Source organism: Mycobacterium stomatepiae (assembly GCF_010731715.1).
Lineage (GTDB): Bacteria > Actinomycetota > Actinomycetes > Mycobacteriales > Mycobacteriaceae > Mycobacterium > Mycobacterium stomatepiae.
In genome coordinates this window covers 1,674,039-1,692,405 of the sequence record NZ_AP022587.1, presented here as the reverse complement: position 1 = coordinate 1,692,405, position 18,367 = coordinate 1,674,039, and the positions used below count along the sequence as shown (strand labels likewise).

The 18,367-nt window shown below is 66.7% G+C and carries 16 protein-coding genes and 3 pseudogenes; 10 read left to right on the top strand and 9 right to left on the bottom strand.

Translation table 11 applies throughout. The features are described from left to right. Window positions 1–165: 165 nt before the first annotated feature. The 3 genes and pseudogenes from G6N54_RS08085 to G6N54_RS08075 all read left to right on the top strand — a co-directional run bounded on the left by G6N54_RS08085 (window position 166) and on the right by G6N54_RS08075 (window position 2,712). Entirely contained in the window at window positions 166–1,191 is a 1,026-nt protein-coding gene (locus G6N54_RS08085) for a 2-dehydropantoate 2-reductase (RefSeq protein WP_163789565.1), read from the top strand. An 18-nt stretch (window positions 1,192–1,209) separates the two neighbouring features. Further along, window positions 1,210–2,361: pseudogene (pyk, locus tag G6N54_RS08080) on the top strand (pyruvate kinase); the annotation flags it as partial. 42 nt (window positions 2,362–2,403) lie between these two features. Further along, window positions 2,404–2,712: a PE family protein gene (locus tag G6N54_RS08075; protein WP_163789561.1), complete on the top strand. Its 309-nt coding sequence runs from the start codon at window positions 2,404–2,406 to the stop codon at window positions 2,710–2,712. On the opposite strand, the gene G6N54_RS08070 is transcribed toward G6N54_RS08075, so the two are convergent. The 4 genes and pseudogenes from G6N54_RS08070 to G6N54_RS08055 form a co-directional block, all read right to left on the bottom strand. Next, window positions 2,709–3,440: an IclR family transcriptional regulator gene (locus tag G6N54_RS08070; RefSeq protein ID WP_269475880.1), complete on the bottom strand. Its 732-nt coding sequence runs from the start codon at window positions 3,438–3,440 to the stop codon at window positions 2,709–2,711. The genes G6N54_RS08075 and G6N54_RS08070 overlap by 4 nt on opposite strands. 52 nt (window positions 3,441–3,492) lie before the next feature. Then, window positions 3,493–5,285, bottom strand: a pseudogene (gene gcl, locus G6N54_RS08065) (glyoxylate carboligase). After that, window positions 5,282–6,208, bottom strand: coding sequence for a 2-hydroxy-3-oxopropionate reductase (locus tag G6N54_RS08060; protein WP_163794590.1), 927 nt, complete (start codon window positions 6,206–6,208; stop codon window positions 5,282–5,284). The pseudogene gcl and the gene G6N54_RS08060 overlap by 4 nt, the downstream one beginning before the upstream one ends. After that, the gene (locus G6N54_RS08055; RefSeq protein ID WP_163789559.1) at window positions 6,172–7,032 is read right to left on the bottom strand and encodes a hydroxypyruvate isomerase family protein; all 861 of its coding nucleotides are present in this window, start codon (window positions 7,030–7,032) and stop codon (window positions 6,172–6,174) included. The genes G6N54_RS08060 and G6N54_RS08055 overlap by 37 nt, the downstream gene beginning before the upstream one ends. Window positions 7,033–7,379: 347 nt before the next feature. On the opposite strand from G6N54_RS08055, the gene G6N54_RS08050 reads away from it, so the two are divergent. Together G6N54_RS08050 and G6N54_RS08045 are read left to right on the top strand one after the other, a co-directional pair. Beyond that, window positions 7,380–8,516, top strand: coding sequence for a glycerate kinase (locus tag G6N54_RS08050; protein ID WP_163789556.1), 1,137 nt, complete (start codon window positions 7,380–7,382; stop codon window positions 8,514–8,516). A gap of 120 nt (window positions 8,517–8,636) precedes the next feature. Further along, window positions 8,637–9,566, top strand: coding sequence for a histone deacetylase family protein (locus tag G6N54_RS08045; protein WP_163789554.1), 930 nt, complete (start codon window positions 8,637–8,639; stop codon window positions 9,564–9,566). Here G6N54_RS08045 and G6N54_RS08040 read toward each other — a convergent pair. Then, window positions 9,563–9,967: a hypothetical protein gene (locus G6N54_RS08040; RefSeq protein WP_163789552.1), complete on the bottom strand. Its 405-nt coding sequence runs from the start codon at window positions 9,965–9,967 to the stop codon at window positions 9,563–9,565. The genes G6N54_RS08045 and G6N54_RS08040 overlap by 4 nt on opposite strands. Before the next feature lie 122 nt (window positions 9,968–10,089). After that, window positions 10,090–11,361, bottom strand: coding sequence for a PPE family protein (locus G6N54_RS08035; protein ID WP_163789550.1), 1,272 nt, complete (start codon window positions 11,359–11,361; stop codon window positions 10,090–10,092). Between the two features lie 227 nt (window positions 11,362–11,588). Here G6N54_RS08035 and G6N54_RS08030 point away from each other — a divergent pair, with 227 nt between their 5' ends. Together G6N54_RS08030 and G6N54_RS08025 are read left to right on the top strand one after the other, a co-directional pair. Beyond that, window positions 11,589–11,858 (top strand): DUF2277 domain-containing protein, encoded by a 270-nt coding sequence (locus G6N54_RS08030; RefSeq protein WP_163789548.1) that lies wholly within the window; start codon window positions 11,589–11,591, stop codon window positions 11,856–11,858. Continuing rightward, complete coding sequence (locus G6N54_RS08025; protein ID WP_163789546.1) at window positions 11,855–12,427, top strand: DUF1802 family protein; 573 nt, start codon at window positions 11,855–11,857, stop codon at window positions 12,425–12,427. The genes G6N54_RS08030 and G6N54_RS08025 overlap by 4 nt, the downstream gene beginning before the upstream one ends. Here G6N54_RS08025 and G6N54_RS08020 read toward each other — a convergent pair. Together G6N54_RS08020 and G6N54_RS08015 are read right to left on the bottom strand one after the other, a co-directional pair. Next, window positions 12,386–14,089 (bottom strand): CocE/NonD family hydrolase, encoded by a 1,704-nt coding sequence (locus tag G6N54_RS08020; RefSeq protein WP_163789544.1) that lies wholly within the window; start codon window positions 14,087–14,089, stop codon window positions 12,386–12,388. The genes G6N54_RS08025 and G6N54_RS08020 overlap by 42 nt on opposite strands. Window positions 14,090–14,162: 73 nt before the next feature. Beyond that, window positions 14,163–14,744, bottom strand: coding sequence for a DUF3558 domain-containing protein (locus G6N54_RS08015; RefSeq protein WP_163789542.1), 582 nt, complete (start codon window positions 14,742–14,744; stop codon window positions 14,163–14,165). 172 nt (window positions 14,745–14,916) lie between these two features. On the opposite strand from G6N54_RS08015, the gene G6N54_RS08010 reads away from it, so the two are divergent. Genes G6N54_RS08010 through truB form a run of 3 tightly spaced genes read left to right on the top strand, consistent with a single transcriptional unit; the run spans window position 14,917 to window position 17,464 of the window. After that, window positions 14,917–15,891, top strand: coding sequence for a metallophosphoesterase family protein (locus G6N54_RS08010; RefSeq protein ID WP_179969226.1), 975 nt, complete (start codon window positions 14,917–14,919; stop codon window positions 15,889–15,891). Further along, window positions 15,888–16,574, top strand: coding sequence for a 4'-phosphopantetheinyl transferase PptT (gene pptT, locus G6N54_RS08005; RefSeq protein ID WP_163789538.1), 687 nt, complete (start codon window positions 15,888–15,890; stop codon window positions 16,572–16,574). Before G6N54_RS08010 ends, pptT begins: the two co-directional genes overlap by 4 nt. Next, window positions 16,571–17,464: a tRNA pseudouridine(55) synthase TruB gene (gene truB / locus G6N54_RS08000; protein WP_163789536.1), complete on the top strand. Its 894-nt coding sequence runs from the start codon at window positions 16,571–16,573 to the stop codon at window positions 17,462–17,464. The genes pptT and truB overlap by 4 nt, the downstream gene beginning before the upstream one ends. Window positions 17,465–17,468: 4 nt before the next feature. Here the strand turns inward: truB and G6N54_RS07995 are convergent. Continuing rightward, a pseudogene (locus G6N54_RS07995) lies at window positions 17,469–18,315 on the bottom strand (SHOCT domain-containing protein). Window positions 18,316–18,367 lie beyond the last annotated feature (52 nt).

The window sequence follows — 18,367 nt, the reverse complement described above, 5'->3', positions numbered from 1 at the left end:
TTGGCTGGTCTAAGGGCGCGCTCAGCGCGATCCGGCGTGGGTGACGGTCCGCGACGTCTCGACGAGAGCGCGTTGGCTTCAACATACACGGAGCGCATACTGTATGCAATAATGAAGCCGAGTCGCCGGACGGCTCTGTGCATGCGGGATGCGAGAGGGGACTCTGTGAGGATTGCGGTCGTCGGTGCCGGAGCCATCGGTGCCTATTGGGGAGCGGCGTTGCACCGCGGCGGCGCCGACGTTCATTTGATTGCGCGAAACGACAACCTGCGGGCCATCCAGCAAAATGGTGTCCGCGTGCTCAGTCCGCGCGGCGACTTCGTCGCGAATCCGCGCGCGACGGACTCTCCGGCCGAGATCGGGCCGGTCGACTATGTCTTCCTGGGCCTCAAGGCGCACAGCTATCCGACGTCGGGTCCGCTGATCGAGCCGCTACTGGGCCCGAACACGGCGATTGTCGCCGCGCAGAACGGCATTCCCTGGTGGTATTTCCACCAGCTGCCGGGTCCGTATCAGGGACACCGCATCGAGGCCGTCGATCCCGGTGGAGCGACGAGCGCCCTGCTGTCGCCGGAGCGCGCGATCGGTTGCGTGGTGTATCCGGCGACGGTGCTGGAGGCACCCGGCGTGGTTCGTCACCTGGAGGGGACTCGCTTTTCCATCGGGGAGCCCTCGGGAGAGCTCTCCGCGCGCTGTAAGGCGTTGAGCGAAGCGATGATCGCCGGTGGGCTGAAGTGTCCCGTGGAGCCTGATTTGCGCGACGACATCTGGATCAAGTTGATGGGCAACGTGGCGTTCATCCCGCTCAGCGCGCTGACCAGAGCGACGATGGTGCAGATGTGCCAGGACCCGAACACGCGGCGGGTCGTGATCCAACTGATGGAGGAGACCCTGGACATCGCCGCGAGATTGGGTAGCAAACCGGAGATTTCGATCGAGAAGCGGTTGCGCGGTGCCGAAAACATCGGCCACCACAAGACTTCCATGCTGCAGGACCTGGAAGCGGGCAAGGAGCTGGAGTTGGATGCTATCGTATTCGCGGTCGTCGAGCTCGCCGACCTGACCGGAGCCGGTGCGCCGACCCTGCGCACGGTCCACGCCGCCACCAGCCTGCTCGCCCGTAGCACCGGATTGGCGCCGTCCCTCAGTGCCGAGATTTCGCCACGACAACCACAAGCCGCCCTGCGTTAAGAGGAAAGGACACCTGGGATGCGCACCACGAAGATCGTCTGCACGCTGGGCCCCGCAACCGCCACCGCGCCGCGCCTGACCGAACTCGTCGAGGCCGGAATGGATGTGGCGCGACTGAATTTCAGTCACGGCACGCATGCCGAGCATTCGGCCTGCTACGACCTGGTCCGTCAGATCGCCGATCGAGGCCGACGGCCGGTTCAGGTGCTCGCCGACCTGCAGGGTCCCAAGATTCGGCTGGGCCGGTTCGCCAACGGGCCGGTGGTCTGGAGCCTCGGCGAGAAGGTCGCGATCACCACCGACGCCTGCCCGGGCGATCACGACCGGGTGTCCACCACCTACGGCGGTCTGGCCTCGGATGTGAAAACCGGCGACCGGCTGCTGGTCGATGACGGCAGAATCGACTTGGCGGTGGTGGAGATCAACGGCACGGACGTCGGCTGTGAGGTGATTCACGGCGGACGAGTCAGCGACAACAAAGGCATCTCATTGCCTGGTGTCGCCGTCAGCGCTCCCACGTTGTCCGACAAAGACATTGACGACCTGAAATTCGCGCTCGAGCTCGGCGTGGACATGATCGCCATGTCGTTCGTGCGCGCACCCGAGGAGGCGAAGCCGGCCCACGCCGTAATGGGTGAGGTCGGCAGGCGAGTGCCCGTCATCGCCAAATTAGAGAAACCCGAGGCGGTCTCGTGCCTGCCGGCGATCGTCGAGGCTTTCGATGGATTGATGGTGGCCCGCGGTGACCTCGGTGTCGAGATGCCGTTGGAACAGATACCGCTGGTCCAAAAGCGAGTCATCCGGCTGTGCCGCGATGCAGACAAGCCGGTGATCGTGGCCACGCACATGCTCGACTCGATGGTCTCCGACCTGCGCCCGACCCGGGCCGAGGTCTCCGATGTGGCCAACGCGGTGCTCGACGGCGCCGACGCGGTGATGCTGTCCGCGGAGACCAGCGTCGGCGCCTATCCGGCGCATACCGTGACCACGATGGCGCGCATCGTGGAAGAGGCCGAGGCGGCGATCCACCGCGGCGAACCGCCGTACTGGGCCGGCCGTGGGGACGGCCGGCGCGACTTCCCGGGTGAGTTCGTCTCGGCGGCGGCCCGTGTGGTGCGGCGGCGGCTGAGGGCGGTCGCGATGCGCTACGCCATTGCGGGCGGGACCGCGGCGTTGGGCCTGTCGGCCGCCAAGCGTTGAGGAGAACAGCACATGTCATTCGTCAATGTCCACCCCGAAGCGCTGGCCGGAGCGGCCGCACAGCTGGGTGCCATCGGCGGTGCGATGAACGCCCACAACGCGGCCGCGGCCGGCGTCACCAGCGGCGTTCTCCCCGCGGCTTCGGATGAGGTATCCGCGCTTGTCGCAGCGCAATTCATGGTGCACGCCCAGATGTATCGGTCGGTCAGCGCCCAGGCCGCGGCGATCCACGAGATGCTGGTGAAAGCAATGGCGCAAAGCGCGGATTCGTACGCGGTGACCGAGGCCGGCAACGCCGCGGCCGCCGGGCGCGGGGTCTAGTCGGCGGCACCCTTGTCGAACTCGGCGGCGATGTCGCGGGCTACCCGCTTCAACAGCGGCGTAATCATCGGCGCCGAGTTCAACGTGACCCGGACCGCGGGACCGGAGATCGAAATGGCCGTCAGGGACGGTGCGTTGGGCACCGGCACGGCAAAGCACCGCACGCCGATTTCCTGCTCACCCTCGTCGACCGCGTAGCCCCGGGCACGACACAACGTGATGTCTTGCAGTAACCCGCCGGCCGTCGTATGCGAATTCTCGGTCGCCGCGGGCATCCCGGTTCGCGCCACCAGCGCCCGCAGGGCTTCGTCGGGGAGCTGCATCAGCAGCGCCTTGCCTACTCCGGTGCAATGCGGATAGACCCGCCGCCCGACCTCGGTGAACATCCGCATGGAATGCGGGGAGGGGACCTGAGCAACGTAGACGGCCATGTCATTGTCCATCACCGCCATGTTCGCGGTCTCCCCGGTGCGGTGGACCAACTCGCTCAGATGCACACGCGACCACATGCCGATGAGCGCAGCCGCGCTCTCGCCCAAGCGAATCAGCCTGGGCCCCAGTGAATAGTGCCGGTTGGGCAGCTGCCGCAGGTACCCCATGCCGAGCAACGTTCGGGCCAGCCGGTGCATCGTGGGTTGGGGGAGGTCCGCGCGTGCGGCGAGCTCACCGAGCGAGCCCGTGCCGCCCATCGCGGACAGGATCTCCAGCACGCCGAACGCGCGTTCCACCGACTGGACACCGTTGGTACGGTCGGCGGGGCAGGGCACGGCAGGCGACGGGTCAGTCGAATAGCAGTGCGGCGGTGGGTGAATCGTCGATGGTGGTCGCCAGCTCGTTGTGTTCGACGACCTTGTCGATGTCGGTGCCCATCGCGATGTTAGTGATTCGTTCCAGGAAGATCTCGACCACCACGGGCACCTTGTGTTCGCGGGTTAGTTGCTGGGCGCGTGTGAGCGCCGGCGCGATCAGCGCGGGGTCACTGACCTGGATCGCCTTGCAGCCCAATCCTTCCGCTACCCGACGATGGTCGACACCGTAGCCCTTGGGCAGATCATGGTCACCGGATTCCTGGGCGTTGATGTTGTCGAATGCCAGGGAGACGAAGTAGTTCATGTCGAAGTTGAGCTGCGCTTGCCGGATCAGCCCGAGGTAGGAGTTGTTGACCACGACATGGACGTAGGGCAGGTTGAATTGCGCGCCGACGGCGAGTTCTTCGATGAGGAACTGGAAGTCGTAGTCACCCGACAACCCACGACCGTCGCGGTGGGGTCCGCGGCGACCACGCCCAGCGCGGCGGGAACCGTCCATCCCAGCGGCCCGGCTTGTCCGCAGTTGATCCAGTGCCGAGGTTTGAAGACCTGCAGAAATTGACCGCCGGCGATCTGTGAGAGTCCAATCGCGGTGACGTAGCGTGCATTACGGCCGAACGCCCGGTTCATCTCCTCGTACACACGCTGCGGCTTGATCGGAATGTCGTCGAAGTGAGTCTTGCGGTGCATCGTCCGTTTGCGCTCTTGGCAGTCGTGGACCCAGCCGGCCCAATCGGGGAGATCGCCCGCTGCCCGCCGCTTGGACGCCGCGGCCACCAGGAGTTCCAGCGCCGCCTTGGCATCGGACACGATGCCGAGATCGGGCGCGAAGACCCGGCCGATCTGGGTGGGTTCGATATCGATATGGACGAAGCGGCGGCCCCGCCGGTAGGTGTCGAGTCCGCCGGTGTGCCGGTTGGCCCAACGGTTGCCGATGCCCAGCACGAAATCCGATTCGAGCAGGGTGGCGTTGCCGTAGCGGTGGGCGGTCTGCAACCCGACCATGCCGGCGGCCAGCCGGTGGTCGTCGGGAATCGTGCCCCAGCCCATCAGGGTGGGCACCACCGGGACATCGAGCACCTCGGCCAGCTCGACGAGTAGTTCGGCGGCGTCGGCGTTGATAATCCCGCCACCGGCGATGATCACCGGGCGTTGGGCGGTGACCAGCATGTCGAGCGCCTTGGCGATCTGCGTGTGCGTCGCCGCGGGCTTGTAGACCGGCAGCGGAGCGTACGCCGCCGGGACGAAATCGATTTCGGCGAGCTGGACGTCGATGGGCAGATCGATCAGGACGGGGCCGGGCCGGCCCGAGCGCATCAGGTGAAACGCCTTGGCGAAGGCGCCGGGGACCTGCCCGGGTTCCAACACTGTCATGGCCATCTTCGTCACGGGTGCCGCGATCGCCGCGATGTCGACTGCCTGAAAGTCCTCCTTGTGCAGCTTGTCGACGGGCGCCTGACCCGTGATCGCCAGGATGGGAATGGAATCGGCACTGGCTGAATACAATCCAGTCACCATGTCGGTCCCGGCCGGGCCCGAGGTGCCGATGCACACGCCGATGTTGCCCGGCGCGGCACGAGTGTAGCCCTCGGCCATGTGGCTGGCGCCCTCGACGTAGCGGGCCAGTAGGTGCCGAATTCCGCCGTGGGCCCGCATCGCCGAGTAAAACGGATTGATCGCCGCGCCGGGCAGGTCGAATGTCTGTGTAGCGCCCTCGATTTCGAGGATCTTGACGGCCGCGTCGACCGTACGCATCCGGGTCACTGGATCCCACCTTCCTTTTGTCCGGACAGGCGTTCGACACCGCGCAGCAGGCCGGAGTGGTCGAGAGAACCGTCCCCGTTGGCCAGCGCGGAGGCCATCAGCTGCGCGACGACCGCGCCGAGCGGGATGACCACCCCGGCTTCGCGGGCGGCGCTGGTGACGATGCCCAAATCTTTGTGGTGCAGTTCGATCCGGAAGCCGGGATCGAAGTTGCGTGCCAGCATCTTCGGGGCCTTTTGATCCAGCACCGCCGAGCCCGCCAGGCCTCCACCGAGCACCTTGACGGCCGCGTCCAGGTCGACGCCGTAGGCACGCAGGAACGTGATTGCCTCGGCGAGGAGTTCGATATTGCCCGCGACGATCAGCTGATTGGCGGCCTTGACGGTTTGCCCCGCCCCGTTGGGGCCGACATGAACGATGGTCTTACCGACGATCTCGAGAAGCGGCTTGGCAGCGGCGAAGTCGTCATCGGCGGCGCCGACCATGATCGACAGCGTCGCGTTCCGGGCGCCGGGCTCACCGCCGGACACCGGGGCGTCGATGAGCCGCAGGCCGCGCTGGGAGGCTTGCGTGGCCAGCTCGGCGGTGACATCGGGGCGGATGGAGGAGAAATCGATCACCAGCGTCGAGGGCCGGGTGTGGGCGAAAACACCACCCTCCGAGAGCAACACGTTTTGCACGTCGGGGGAGTCGGGCACCATCACGGCCACCACGTCGGCGTTCTGCACGGCGTCGGCAATGGATTCCGCTTCCGTCCCGCCCGCGTCGATCAGCTCCGCGGCGCGACCCGGCGAGCGGTTGTAACCGATCACGCTGTGGCCGGCGCGGGCGAGGTGACAGGCCATCGGGCTGCCCATGATGCCCAGGCCGATAAAGGCGATCGTGCTCACTGATTCCTCGTTCCTGTCAGTGTCTTCAGGGATTCGATGTTGACCGCTCCGCGACCTCGTTCGGCCAGCGGCAACCAGTCGAAGGTGTCGGGCCGAGAAGCCTTGTATTCCAAGCCGATGTAGCCGCTGTAGTCACGCCCCAGCAAGATGGCGAGATATTCTCCCAGCGGAATCTCACCCGTGCCCGGCTCCCCGCGCCCGGGCGCATCGGCGATCTGAATATGCCCGATCCGTTCGTAATTGGACAGCAGGGCCGCGGTCACATCGTCGTTGTTGACGTACAGGTGATACCGATCCGCCAACAGGCGCAAGTTGTTGGCACCCGCCTCGGCTTGCACGTGGTCGATGACGCGAACCGCATCGGCCGCCGTCTCGAGGGGATAGCGGGGCGCGCCGCTGACCGGCTCGACGAGCACGGTCGCGCCGATGCGCTGTGCGGCTTGCGCCGCGTAGGCAAGATTCTTGGCCGCGACCTCGTCTTGCACCGCCGGCGCGATGCCGTCGATGCGGTTGCCGTACAGGGCGTTGAAGGCCCGGGTACCTAGGCTTTCGCCGATCTCGATGGCTACTTGCACATTTTCGCGAAACTTGGTCGTCAGTGCGGGATCCGACAGGATTCCCCGGTCGCCGCCGGCCATGTAGCCGGCGAAGAAGTTCAGTCCGGACAACTGCACCCCGGCCTGCTCGATGGCGCGGACGAAGGCCTTGATGTCGGGCTCCGGGGGCGTCGCTTCGATGAACGGCCACCAGAACTCCACCGCTTCAAAGCCTGCCGTTCGAGCCGCGCCCGGCCGCTCCAGCACGGGCAGGTCGGTGAAAAGGATCGAGCAGTTCACCGTATAGGTCGCACCAGCCATCGCTGTCCTTCCATTTTCGCCTGGCCGCGGATCCGTCTTCCGTATCGCGGAATTGCCGCATCGAAATACGAAACGAGTCAATGCGATGTTCGCAATGCCTGTCAAGAATCGGCGAGAGTCGTACAACCCGAATTGTCAGACTTGATAAGCGGATTCGATGACCACAGCGGATGTCGTGGGCCCAGCCTTTGACAACCGCGCGCCGGGCGTGTCAGCGTGTTGAGAAAGCGGCATTCCGCGTACCGGAATACCCGCCCTTGCCTGATTCCCTGCCTGATTCCCGCACCGTCCGCCGGACAACCCTTCGCAGCAAGTGTGCGACTCGACCTTGATGGGATGGTCTGCTCATGAAGGGCAACGTCGTATTGGCGCCGGACAAGTTCAAGGGCTCGTTGACGGCCGAGCAGGCTGCGCGGGCAATGGCGCAAGGCGTGTGCCGCGCGGACCCGAGGATCACTCCGATCCTCTGCCCCGTCGCGGACGGGGGAGAGGGCACCCTGGAGGCCGTGCTGGCGGCCGGCTTCGAACCCGTCGACGCCGCCGCGTGTGGGCCGACCGGTGCGCTGGTCCATACCGCATACGCCCGCAAGGGCAGCCGTGCGGTCGTCGAGTTAGCCGATATCTGTGGCCTGCAACGGCTTCCGTCGGCAACGCCGGCCCCGGTGACGGCGACGAGCTATGGGCTGGGCAGCGTCATCGCCCAGGCGCTGGACGACGGTTGCCGGGACATCGTCGTCGGTGTCGGCGGCAGCGCGAGCACCGACGGCGGCGCGGGAATGCTGATGGCGCTGGGCGTCGAGATACTCGACCGCTACGGCCGTCCGATCGCACACGGTGCCCGGGGTCTGGCCGACGCCGCTCACCTCGATCTCGGCGGGCTGCATCCCGGCCTCGGCAGGGCCACGGTCACGCTGGCCGCCGACGTGGACAGCCCGCTGTGCGGGCCACTTGGTGCGGCCGCGGTCTACGGACCGCAAAAAGGGATTCTCGACGACCAGATCGACGAAGTGGACAGCAGCCTGTCCAAATGGGCGGACCTGGTGGAAGAAGCTGTCGGTGCCGATTACCGTGATGCGCGGGGTGCCGGTGCCGCGGGAGGGGTGGGATTTGCCGCGCTCGCCGTGCTGCAAGCACGAATGAGACCGGGCATCGAAATGATCCTCGACCTCGTCGACCTCGACCGAAAGCTGTTGGACGCCAGGATGGTCGTCACCGGCGAGGGATCCCTCGACGGCCAGTCATTGCGCGGCAAAGCCCCGGTGGGCGTTTCACGATGCGCGCGACCACACGGCGTACCGACCTTCGCCATCGCCGGAGTATCGACGTTGACGCGCGCCCAGGCCCAGACCGCCGGCTTCGGCGCGGTGCGCACCCTCAATGAACTCGAGCCCGATCTTTCGCGCTGCACGAAATACGCCGCCAGGCTACTGACCGTGGTCACCGAACGGTTGATCCGCGAAAGCACCGAATCGTCTTTTGGCTGATACCGAAAATCGATCAGCGATCCGGCTCCTCGGCGGTACTGCAATTGGGGGCATACGGTGTTCAGGCAGAAGATCATCATTCGGTCTGGTTGCCCATGACCCTGAAAGAGGTTCGCCGCCATGTCCACCCTGCTGCTGCACCATCCCAGTTTCGCCAACCACAGGACTGCCGCCGGTCATCCGGAACGGCCGGACCGCTACCGCATCGTGGAAGCGGTACTCAGTGCGCCGCAATTCGACTCACTGGTGCGCGAGCACGCCGAGCCGGCCGACCTCGCCACGGCCCGCTACGTGCATACGAACCGCTACGTCGACGACCTGGAAGCCGCCCGTCCGGAGCACGGTTATGTGTACCTCGACGGCGGTGACACGATGATGGAGCCGTCGACGTGGGAAGTGGTCTTGCGGGGGGTGGGCGGCACCCTGCAGGCGATCGACAGCGTGCTGACCGGGCAGGTCCAGAACGCCTTCGTGGCCTGCCGGCCGCCGGGCCACCATGCCGAAACCGAACGAGCGATGGGCTTTTGCCTGTTCAACAACATCAGCATCGGAGCGCGGCATGCGCAGCGGAAATACGGACTGACGCGGGTCGCGATCGTCGATTTCGACGTTCACCATGGCAACGGCACGCAGCAGATCTTCTACTCCGATTCCGACGTGTTGTACGCGTCCACCCATCAGATGCCACTCTTTCCGGGGACGGGCGCCATAGGAGAAGCCGGGGTCGGCAATATCTTCAACTCACCGCTCAAGCCGGGCGACGGCGGGGACGAGTTACGCGAGGCATTTCGGCAACGGATACTGCCCGCGCTCGACAAGTTCGCTCCGGAGTTGATTCTGGTGTCCGCGGGGTTCGACGCACACGAGCGTGACCCCCTCGGCTCGCTGACGATGACTGCCGACGACTTCGGTTGGGTGACTCGCGAGCTGATGGACTCGGCCGAGAGGCTTTGTGACGGCCGGCTGGTGGCGGTGCTGGAGGGCGGCTACGACCTGCAGGGACTGGCGGATTCCGTCGCCGCCCACGTCGGCGAGCTGATCAAGGGTTAGGCAACCGGTTGGGCTCGGAGCTTGTCTCCCACAACGAATTCCACGCTGGGCACCGACATGCGAGCTTGACTTAGCCTCAGGAATCTGCCGTCGATCGAGTATTGGCCGATCACGTGGACCTCGACATGGTGGGCCGAACCACCGGTTTTGGTGACCTCGACGACCAATCGTGCGGCATAGCGATTCCAGAAACGGAATTCTTCGAGCGTGTACACGTCGCCGTGGGCGATATCCGAGCGCGCGGTCGCGGCGAGGACGGCGAACTCGTCCCGCGTGTAAGACTTTCCGTTGTCGCGATGCTGGTAGGCCTGATCGAAGAAGGCGTCCATCACATCATCGACGGTGCGGTGGGTGCAGAACAGCAATTCCCGCAACGCGTCACCGAACGATGGTCGGATCAACGGATCTCCTCCCGTCGCGTAATCGGGTCAGGACTCGCCGATGTACCCATTGTCATGGTCTGTGGGGTGGCCCGCTATGACGAAAAGTGAAGTGGGTCATCACATTGGCCGATGGCACTTGGCTAGCCTCCTATCGGTGAACGTGGAATGAGGGAGGTTTGCACGCCCACTCGGTGCGCCGGTCGGCCGCCGTCGTGGCCCACCATGCCACCGACGGGGAGCTTGCCGGCGTGTCGATGTGCCGGGCCGTGGTAGCCCGCCGAAGCGGCACCGTGCATGCCTTGGCTGCCCGCGTCCTTCGATAGCGCATCGGCCCAGCCGGGCGGCACCGACAGGGTTCCCAGTTGGGACGCATGACTGAGGGCCGCCGACGGCTCGCCGCTCAACCCCGCCGACCAGGGGTCGGCCAATGGGTTGAGCAGGTCCAGCGGACCGATCGCACCGAGTTCGGCGGGCACCGCCTCTTCGGCACCCAAAAGCGAGTCACCGCCGACCAATTCGAGGCCGGAGCCGGCCAGGTCGAGAGCGAACCCGCTGATGTCGGTGCCCAAGCCCAAGCCGTCCGAGCCGAAACCCAGCGCGCTGGTGCCGATCTCGGGCGCGGTGCTACTGGGGATGTCGAGCAGGGCGGTAATCGCGGAGGTGGCGAGTTGGGCGGCCGCCTGCATTCCGGCGGTGGTACTTGTACCCGGGCTTTTGGCGGAGGTCTTGGCCAGCCGCGACAGCATCGTCAGGGAGGAAGAAATCCCCGACGATGCCAGCGGCGCCCCGGCACCCATCGCGATCGATGCGCCGTTTCCGGGGCCGGCGAGTCCTCGCAGTGTCGATGCCGCCGAGTTCAACAATTTGGCCGAAGCCCCCTCACCGGGATCGGTTGTGCTCGGCGGAGGAGCAAAGGATGAAAGTCCGGACACACCAGCAGAATTGGCCGCATAGCTGTACATTGCCGCCGCATCTTGGGCCCACATTTCGCTGTACTCGGCCTCAGCAACCATGATGGCGGGCGTGTTCTGCCCGACGAGGTTGCTCGCAATCAATGCCGCAAGGCGAGCGCGGTTGGCCACGATGACCGGTGGTGGCACCATCATCGCGTAGGCGGTTTCGTACGCCGACGCTGCGACGGTGGCCTTGGTGGCCACGTCCTCGCATCGTGCGGCCGTGCTCCTGACCCATCCGGCGTACGGCAAAACCGCCTGCGTCATCGCCGTCGCCGACGAGCCCCGCCACGACTCACCGATCAGTTGGGCAACCACCGACTCGCACTGACTGGCGGCGAGGTGCATCTCTGCGGCCAATTCCTCCCACTCCGCGGAGGCGGCCAGCAGGGTCGCGGGTCCGGGGCCCGAATACATTCGGCCTGAATTCACTTCGGGTGGCAACGCCCCAAAATCCATTGGTTCCCTCGTCTTGCCGTCGGTCCGCTGCCGTGGTCGGCGGTGCGGGAGCCGGTGTGCGAAGCTCGCGAAAGGACTACTGTATACAGTATTCATCCGGTTCCGATAGCTCCGGCGCCAACAAAATCCGAAATTCGTGTGTTGCTGGTCGCGGGTGCCATCGTCGTCAGGCGAACGTCGAGCCGATTGCTGCCGCTGAGCGGCCAAACGCCGCCTATGTTTGAGGGATGTGCCGAAACATCACCGAACTGCGTGGTCTGCAGCCGTCGGCCACGGTCGAGGAAATCGCCGCGGCCGCGCGGCAGTATGTGCGCAAAGTCAGTGGCGTCAGCCGCCCGTCGGCGGCCAACCTCGAGGCGTTTGAGGCCGCCGTGACCGAGGTGACACAGACGACGACGCGCCTGTTGGAGTCCCTGCCTCCGCGCCGCCAACCACCCAAAACCGTCCCGCCGTTGCGCCGGCCCGAGGTCATCGCCCGCCTCGCCGCGACGAAATGACGCTGACCGCAACGACGCCCGCGCTCAAGGAGTGGAGCGCGGCCGTGCATGCACTGCTCGATGGCCGCCAGTATGTGTTGCTGCGCAAGGGCGGCATCGGGGAGAAGCGGTTCCAGGTCGCATCCAACGAGTTCCTGCTGTTCCCGACGATCGCGCACAGCCACGCCGAGCGCGTCAGGCCCGAGCATCGCGACCTGCTTGCCGCCGCGGCGGCCGACAGCACCGAGGATCGGCTGGTGGTCCGGGTGGCCGCGAAAGTGGTTGCGGTACTCGCGGTCAACCGACCCGAGCGGCTCTCGGAGATCGAAGACTTGCACATCTGGACCGCCGAGTCGGTGCGCGCCGACCGGCTCGACTTCCGGCCCAAGCACAAACTCGCCGCGCTGGTGGTGTCGGTGAGTCCGCTGCTCGAGCCTATCCGTCTGACCCGCACGCCCGAGTACGGGGGCTGCACCAGCTGGGTGCAGCTGCCCGTGCTGCCGGCCGTGGCGGCGCCGGTCCACGACCCCGTTCATGACCAAGCCTCGCTAGCCGCGGTCGCCGCCCGGGTTCGCGACGCCGTTGGCTGAGGGGTCGAGCGGGCCGACCGGAAGCAGCAGCCGGGAGCGTCCATAGGCGATGGTGTGGGTGGCCGGCTTCGATTGCCGGGCCGTCAGCGTCGGTTCGCCGGTGCCCGGGTTGGGCGCGTAGCGCGGAAACCAGCTGCCGGTGATCAGCAGCCGGATGCGCGAGCCGGCGCGGAAGCGGTGCGCGATCGGGTCGAGTTCGATCTTGACGGTCTTCGCGGGCGCGCTCAGCCGCCGGTAACCGTCGCTGACGTTGCGCGACCGGCCCTTCGCGTCGACCTCGCTGACCCGGACGAACAGGTCGACGTGCGGATTGTCGGCGTGGTGTGCCAGCTCGACGACCGGACTGCCGTACACGCCCAGATCGTGCAGCAGGGTCGCGCTGTTGAACGTCAGGACGTCGTCGCGCAGCGCGAGGCGGCTGTCGTCGCGGTAACCGCCGGCTATGGACAACAGCGGACCGCCGATCGTCGGTGTCGGGTCGGCGGGATCGTAGCGGAACGTCGCCGGCGGCAGCTTCGGCAGGTCGGTCGGCGACGTGTCGTCCAGGTAGCGGCCGGGCCGCAGATACAGCGCGCGCGGCGAAGTGACCGGCGGCCAGTCGGGCAGGTTGTGCCAGCCCTGGCCGGTGACGCAGACCCGAACCCTGCTGGACCGGCTCGCTGTCGTGCTGCCCCCCAAATGGATGTCCAGCCACTCCAAGGTCTCGCGGACGTTGGTCGCCAACCCCTTGGTGAGCATCTGGGTGTGGGTCCAGGGCCCGACCGTGAGCGCCACGTCCACGCCGCGGCGGCGCAGGTGCGCGTACTGCTGCAACGTCTGGCCAATGAAGACGTCTTGCCAGCCACCGGTCAGCAGCACCGGCACCTGGACGCGATCCAGCGCGGCGTCGCACCGCATTCGCTCCCAGAACGCGTCGTCCTGATCGCGGTGCTCCACCCAGGATTCGAACCACGGTGCCCGGGTGCCGAGCAGTGCGCGTGCCGACTCACCGAACGGCCGCCCGGCGGCAGCCTGCGTGAGCTTGCGGGGAGCCTGCAGCTGGCGGATTCCGGCCCGGAGGCGACTGGGGTCCTCCTGCCGGGACACCATGTAGCTCCACGCGAGAAAGTCAGTGGTGAACGAGCCGGTATCCCATATCGCGGCGTGGAAGTCGTGCGGGCCCACGGAGACGACGGCCGCGGCCAGCTCCGGCGGCGGGTCTTGCAGCAACGCCCACTGCGTGAAACCCAGATACGACAGCCCGATGGTGGCGAAGCGGCCGGTGAACCAGGGCTGCTTGACCAGCCAGGCGGCGGTATCGGCGCCGTCGGCGGCCTCGTTGACCATCGGCTCGAAATCATCCGCGGACCCGAACGTGCCACGCACACTCTGCAGCACCACGTGGTAACCGCGGGCGGCATAGGGCCGGGCGAACACCGACGAGAACGGAAACGCACGCCCGTAGGGTCCGCGGACCAGCACGCTGCCGGCCGGCGTGGACGTGGCCGGTGCGTAGTGATCGGCCACCAGCCGCGCCCCGTCGCGCATCGGGACTTCGATTCGATTCACGGTGTAGCCGGTGGTGGCCGGCCGCAGACCCAGGAGCCGGCCCGCGGCACTGACGCCGGCCTGGGTCAGGCTGTGCAGCGCGGGCTCGGCGGGTCGGGTCGATGTCATGCTCACGTCCACCAGGGTAAGGCCGGCCGGCAATCAAAATTGACGCCGGCGCGAATTCATTTCGGCCACAAAGACGGCGCTAGAACTTGTAGTACGGCGTGAGGTCGTTGGCCCGTTGCAGGTTGGTGGACGGGCAGTCGACCTCGGGGTTGGAGTAAACCGTCGAGTAGAACAGCGCCTGCTGCAGCACCCCGTAGCTGGTCTTGAAGCCCACCATGCAGGAGAAGAACCAGTAGCTGTTGTGGTAGGTTGGCTTGAGCACCCAGTACGTGGCGGCGCGGTGTCCCTGGATCGTGGTCTCGAGGGCGTCCGCCGGCAGGGACTGCTCATAGGTGCGCCAGATGATGGGCTCGACGGCCAGCTGGTAGTTACCCGCATCGAGCTGGCAGCGCAGCCCGTCCTGGGGCTCCGGCGGGGTGAACGCCAGCCCTAGCCGCTGCAAAGCGTCGAACGGGATGTCCCGGCACGGATCGAACGGGCTCGGATCGGTGGTCGCGATGATCGGGCTCTTCATAGTGGTTTCCATCGGCTGCGCGGTGGACCGCAGATCCACGGTCTTGCCGCTGGCAGGCGGCGGCGCGCTGTGCAAGCCCACGGTGCCCGCTATGACCGCTGTCATCACCGCACCGAGCGCCCCGAGCAGGCGCACCTTGCTGAACATGACACCCCCTACCCTCGGCCGTCCCTTTTGCCGGGAGTTTACAAGTCACGTGCGAAAGGTCACAGTCAAGCCTAAACTTGCTCTAATCGGTCGGCGGCAAACGCCGAAGGGCCGGCCGAAAGCCGCGGCGCAGCGGGGGGGCCACCAGCGGTCGTTAGGCTGGTTACTCGTGGTGACACGGGACTCGACTAACGGTGCGCAGCCGACCCCCCAACCGACACTGTGGGCGGTATCCGACTTGCACACAGGTCACTTGGGTAATAAGCCGATCACCGAATCGCTGCATCCGTCCTCGCCTGAGGACTGGCTGATCGTCGCCGGAGACGTCGCCGAGCGCACCGACGAGATCCGCTGGGCCCTTGACCTGCTGCGACGCCGGTTCGCCAAGGTGATCTGGGTGCCGGGCAACCACGAGCTGTGGACCACCAATCGCGATCCGATGCAGGTGTTCGGCAAGGCGCGCTACGACTACCTGGTCAACATCTGCGACGAGATGGGCGTGATCACGCCGGATCATCCTTACCCGGTGTGGACCGAACGCGGTGGCCCGGCCACGATCGTGCCGATGTTTCTGCTCTACGACTACACCTTCTTGCCAGAGGGGGCGCGGAGCAAAGCCGAAGGCCTGGAAATCGCACGCCAGCAAAACGTGGTGGCCACCGACGAATTCCTGCTCTCGTCGGAGCCGTACCCCACCCGCGACGCGTGGTGTCGCGAGCGGGTGGACATCACCCGGGCGCGGTTGGAGCAACTCGACTGGATGACACCGACCGTCCTGGTGAACCATTTCCCGCTGGTGCGCGAGCCCTGCGACGCGCTGTTCTATCCGGAGTTCTCGCTGTGGTGCGGGACCACCAAGACCGCCGACTGGCACACCCGCTACAACGCCATCTGCTCGGTCTACGGCCACCTGCACATCCCGCGGACCACCTGGTACGACGACGTGCGTTTCGAAGAAGTCTCGGTCGGCTACCCGCGCGAATGGCGGCGCCGCAAGCCGTACACCTGGCTGCGTCAGGTGCTGCCGGACCCGCAGTACGCGCCGGGCTACCTCAACGACTTCGGCGGGCACTTCGTGATCACTCCCGAGATGAAGGCGCAGGCCGCGCAGTTCCGGGAGAAATTGCGGCAGCGGCAATCGCGATGACCGCGGACACGCTGGTGTCGTCGGTGTTGCCGGCGACCTCCGAAGTGGCGCATTCGATGGCGTATTCGGAGCTGTACTCCGACCCGCCCGGTCTGGCGCCGTTACCCGAAGAGGAGCCGTTGGTCGCCAAGTCGGTTGCCAAGCGGCGCAACGAGTTCATCACCGTCCGGTACTGCGCGCGCATCGCGCTGGGCGAGCTGGGCCTACCGCCGGTGCCAATCCTCAAGGGCGACAAGGGAGAACCCTGCTGGCCCGACGGCGTGGTCGGCAGCCTCACTCACTGCACGGGGTATCGCGGCGCGGTGGTGGGGCGCAGCGCCGTGGTGCGCTCGGTGGGCATCGACGCCGAACCGCACGACGTGTTGCCCAGCGGCGTGCTGGATGCGATCAGCCTGCCCGCCGAGCGCAACGAAATTCCCCAGGCAATGCCCGGCGGTCTGCATTGGGATCGAATCCTGTTCTGCGCCAAGGAAGCAACGTACAAGGCGTGGTTCCCACTGACCAAGCGATGGCTGGGCTTCGAAGACGCCCGCATCAGTTTCGAGGCCGACGGACCGGCGGGCGGCACGTTTGTCTCGCAGATTCTGATCGATCCGGAGGCGCTGTCGGGTCCGCCGCTGACCGCGCTGCGCGGTCGCTGGTCGGTCGACCGCGGGATCGTGCTCACCGCGATCGTGCTATGACCGAAAGCCCCACCGGCCCAGGCATTCTCGTCGTCGACAAGCCGGCCGGTATGACCAGCCACGACGTGGTGGGGCGCTGCCGGCGAATCTTTTCCACCCGGCGGGTGGGCCACGCCGGCACCCTGGACCCGATGGCCACCGGCGTGCTGGTGCTCGGAATCGACCGGGCCACCAAGATCCTCGGCCTGTTGACGGCGTCGGGCAAGTCGTACGCCGCCACAATCCGCCTGGGCCAGACCACCTCCACCGAAGATGCCGAAGGTGAACTGCTGCACAGTATTTCGGCCTCGCATTTGACCGACGAGGTGATCGCGACGGCCGTTGCCGCGCTGCGCGGCGACATCGAGCAGGTGCCGTCGGCGGTCAGTGCGATCAAGGTCGGCGGCCGTCGCGCCTATCAATTAGTCCGCGAGGGGGAGGCCGTCGACCTCAAGGCCCGCCCGGTGCGCATCGACCGGTTCGAGGTGTCGGCTACGCGGCGGCCCGGCTCGCTGATCGACCTCGACGTCGACGTCGACTGCTCGTCGGGCACCTACATCCGTGCACTGGCCCGCGACCTGGGCAACGCGCTCGGGGTGGGCGGGCATCTGACGTCGTTGCGGCGCACCCGCGTCGGGCGCTTCGGGCTCGACCAGGCGCGCACACTCGAGGAACTCGTCGCGCAGCCGCGGCTGAGCTGGACCCTGGACGACGCTTGCCTGCTGGTGTTCCCGCGCCGGGTGCTGACCCCCGACGAGGCGCAGGCGACCGGCCACGGCCGGCCGTTGTCACCGGCCGGAATCGACGGTGTGTATGCCGCCAGCGACGACGCCGGCCGGGTGATCGCGCTGCTGCGCGACGAGGGTTCGCGGACCAAGTCCGTCGTGGTGATTCGCCCCGCGACCCTCTAGGCCGTCAGAGCCGGCTGAGCAGTTCCGCCTTTTTCGTGGCGAACTCCTCGTCGGAGAGGATGCCGCGCTGATGCAATCCGGCGAGCGACTCGATGGCCGCGACGATGGCCGCGGCATCCTCGGACTGACCGGAAGTGGGCTTGGACGGCTCGGGTGCGGCCGGCCGCGGCCCGCGGCGGCTCGGGTGTGAACTGCAGCGGCAGGCCGGACTGCTGCGACTGATACTGCGGAGCGGGTGGAGCGGGAGCCGGCGGGGGTGCGGCGGACTGGGCTTGCGTCGTCGGCGGCGCCCCGAGGTCACGCAAACTCGATACGCCGAAGGTGCCCAACTGGCTGGTGAAAACCACCGAGCCGTAGCCGCCGCCCTGCTGCTGTTGCACGCCGCCGATCTGGTGCTCCCCGGTGTCGAAAACCCATGTAACACCGCCGATCTGGATCGCCAGCCGCCGAGTGCCGGGGAAGAACGCATAGCGCACGTCGTTTTGGGCGCCCGCCGCGCTGGGCACCCCGAGGTCGGCGGGCCACCAGTTGTTCGACGCAAGCATCCCCGCCTCGGAGTGCGCCGCCGAGGGCGGAAATACCGTGGTCGTGGCCAGCAGCGCAACCAGCTCGTTGCACAGCGCGTCGACGCGCGCCTTCAGCGCGTTGTCGAACATGTCGCCGACCATCGTCATCCCGCCGCGCATCCATTGCCCGCTGCCGCCGAGCTCGGGAATCGAGAACTGGGCCATGGTGCCGCCGCCGGCGCGCAGCGCGAACAGCATGGACAACACCGCTTCTTGGGATAGTCCGTGGCGCTGGGCGATCTCGGCGATCACGGGGGCGGCTTCGGGCGTGACCGTTGCCTTCATGGTCGTGATTCTTTCGTCGTTGGTGTTCATTCGAGCGTACGCATATCGGGCG

Excerpts from the sequence above, each read along its gene's own strand:
- G6N54_RS08050 (WP_163789556.1), top strand. The coding sequence starts at position 7,380 with ATGAAGGGCAACGTCGTATTGGCGCCGGACAAGTTCAAGGGCTCGTTG.
- pptT (WP_163789538.1), top strand. The coding sequence starts at position 15,888 with ATGACCGCGGACACGCTGGTGTCGTCGGTGTTGCCGGCGACCTCCGAA.
- G6N54_RS08015 (WP_163789542.1), bottom strand. The coding sequence starts at position 14,744 with ATGTTCAGCAAGGTGCGCCTGCTCGGGGCGCTCGGTGCGGTGATGACA.
- G6N54_RS08075 (WP_163789561.1), top strand. The coding sequence starts at position 2,404 with ATGTCATTCGTCAATGTCCACCCCGAAGCGCTGGCCGGAGCGGCCGCA.
- G6N54_RS08055 (WP_163789559.1), bottom strand. The coding sequence starts at position 7,032 with ATGGCTGGTGCGACCTATACGGTGAACTGCTCGATCCTTTTCACCGAC.
- G6N54_RS08035 (WP_163789550.1), bottom strand. The coding sequence starts at position 11,361 with ATGGATTTTGGGGCGTTGCCACCCGAAGTGAATTCAGGCCGAATGTAT.
- truB (WP_163789536.1), top strand. The coding sequence starts at position 16,571 with ATGACCGAAAGCCCCACCGGCCCAGGCATTCTCGTCGTCGACAAGCCG.
- G6N54_RS08030 (WP_163789548.1), top strand. The coding sequence starts at position 11,589 with ATGTGCCGAAACATCACCGAACTGCGTGGTCTGCAGCCGTCGGCCACG.
- G6N54_RS08025 (WP_163789546.1), top strand. The coding sequence starts at position 11,855 with ATGACGCTGACCGCAACGACGCCCGCGCTCAAGGAGTGGAGCGCGGCC.
- G6N54_RS08045 (WP_163789554.1), top strand. The coding sequence starts at position 8,637 with ATGTCCACCCTGCTGCTGCACCATCCCAGTTTCGCCAACCACAGGACT.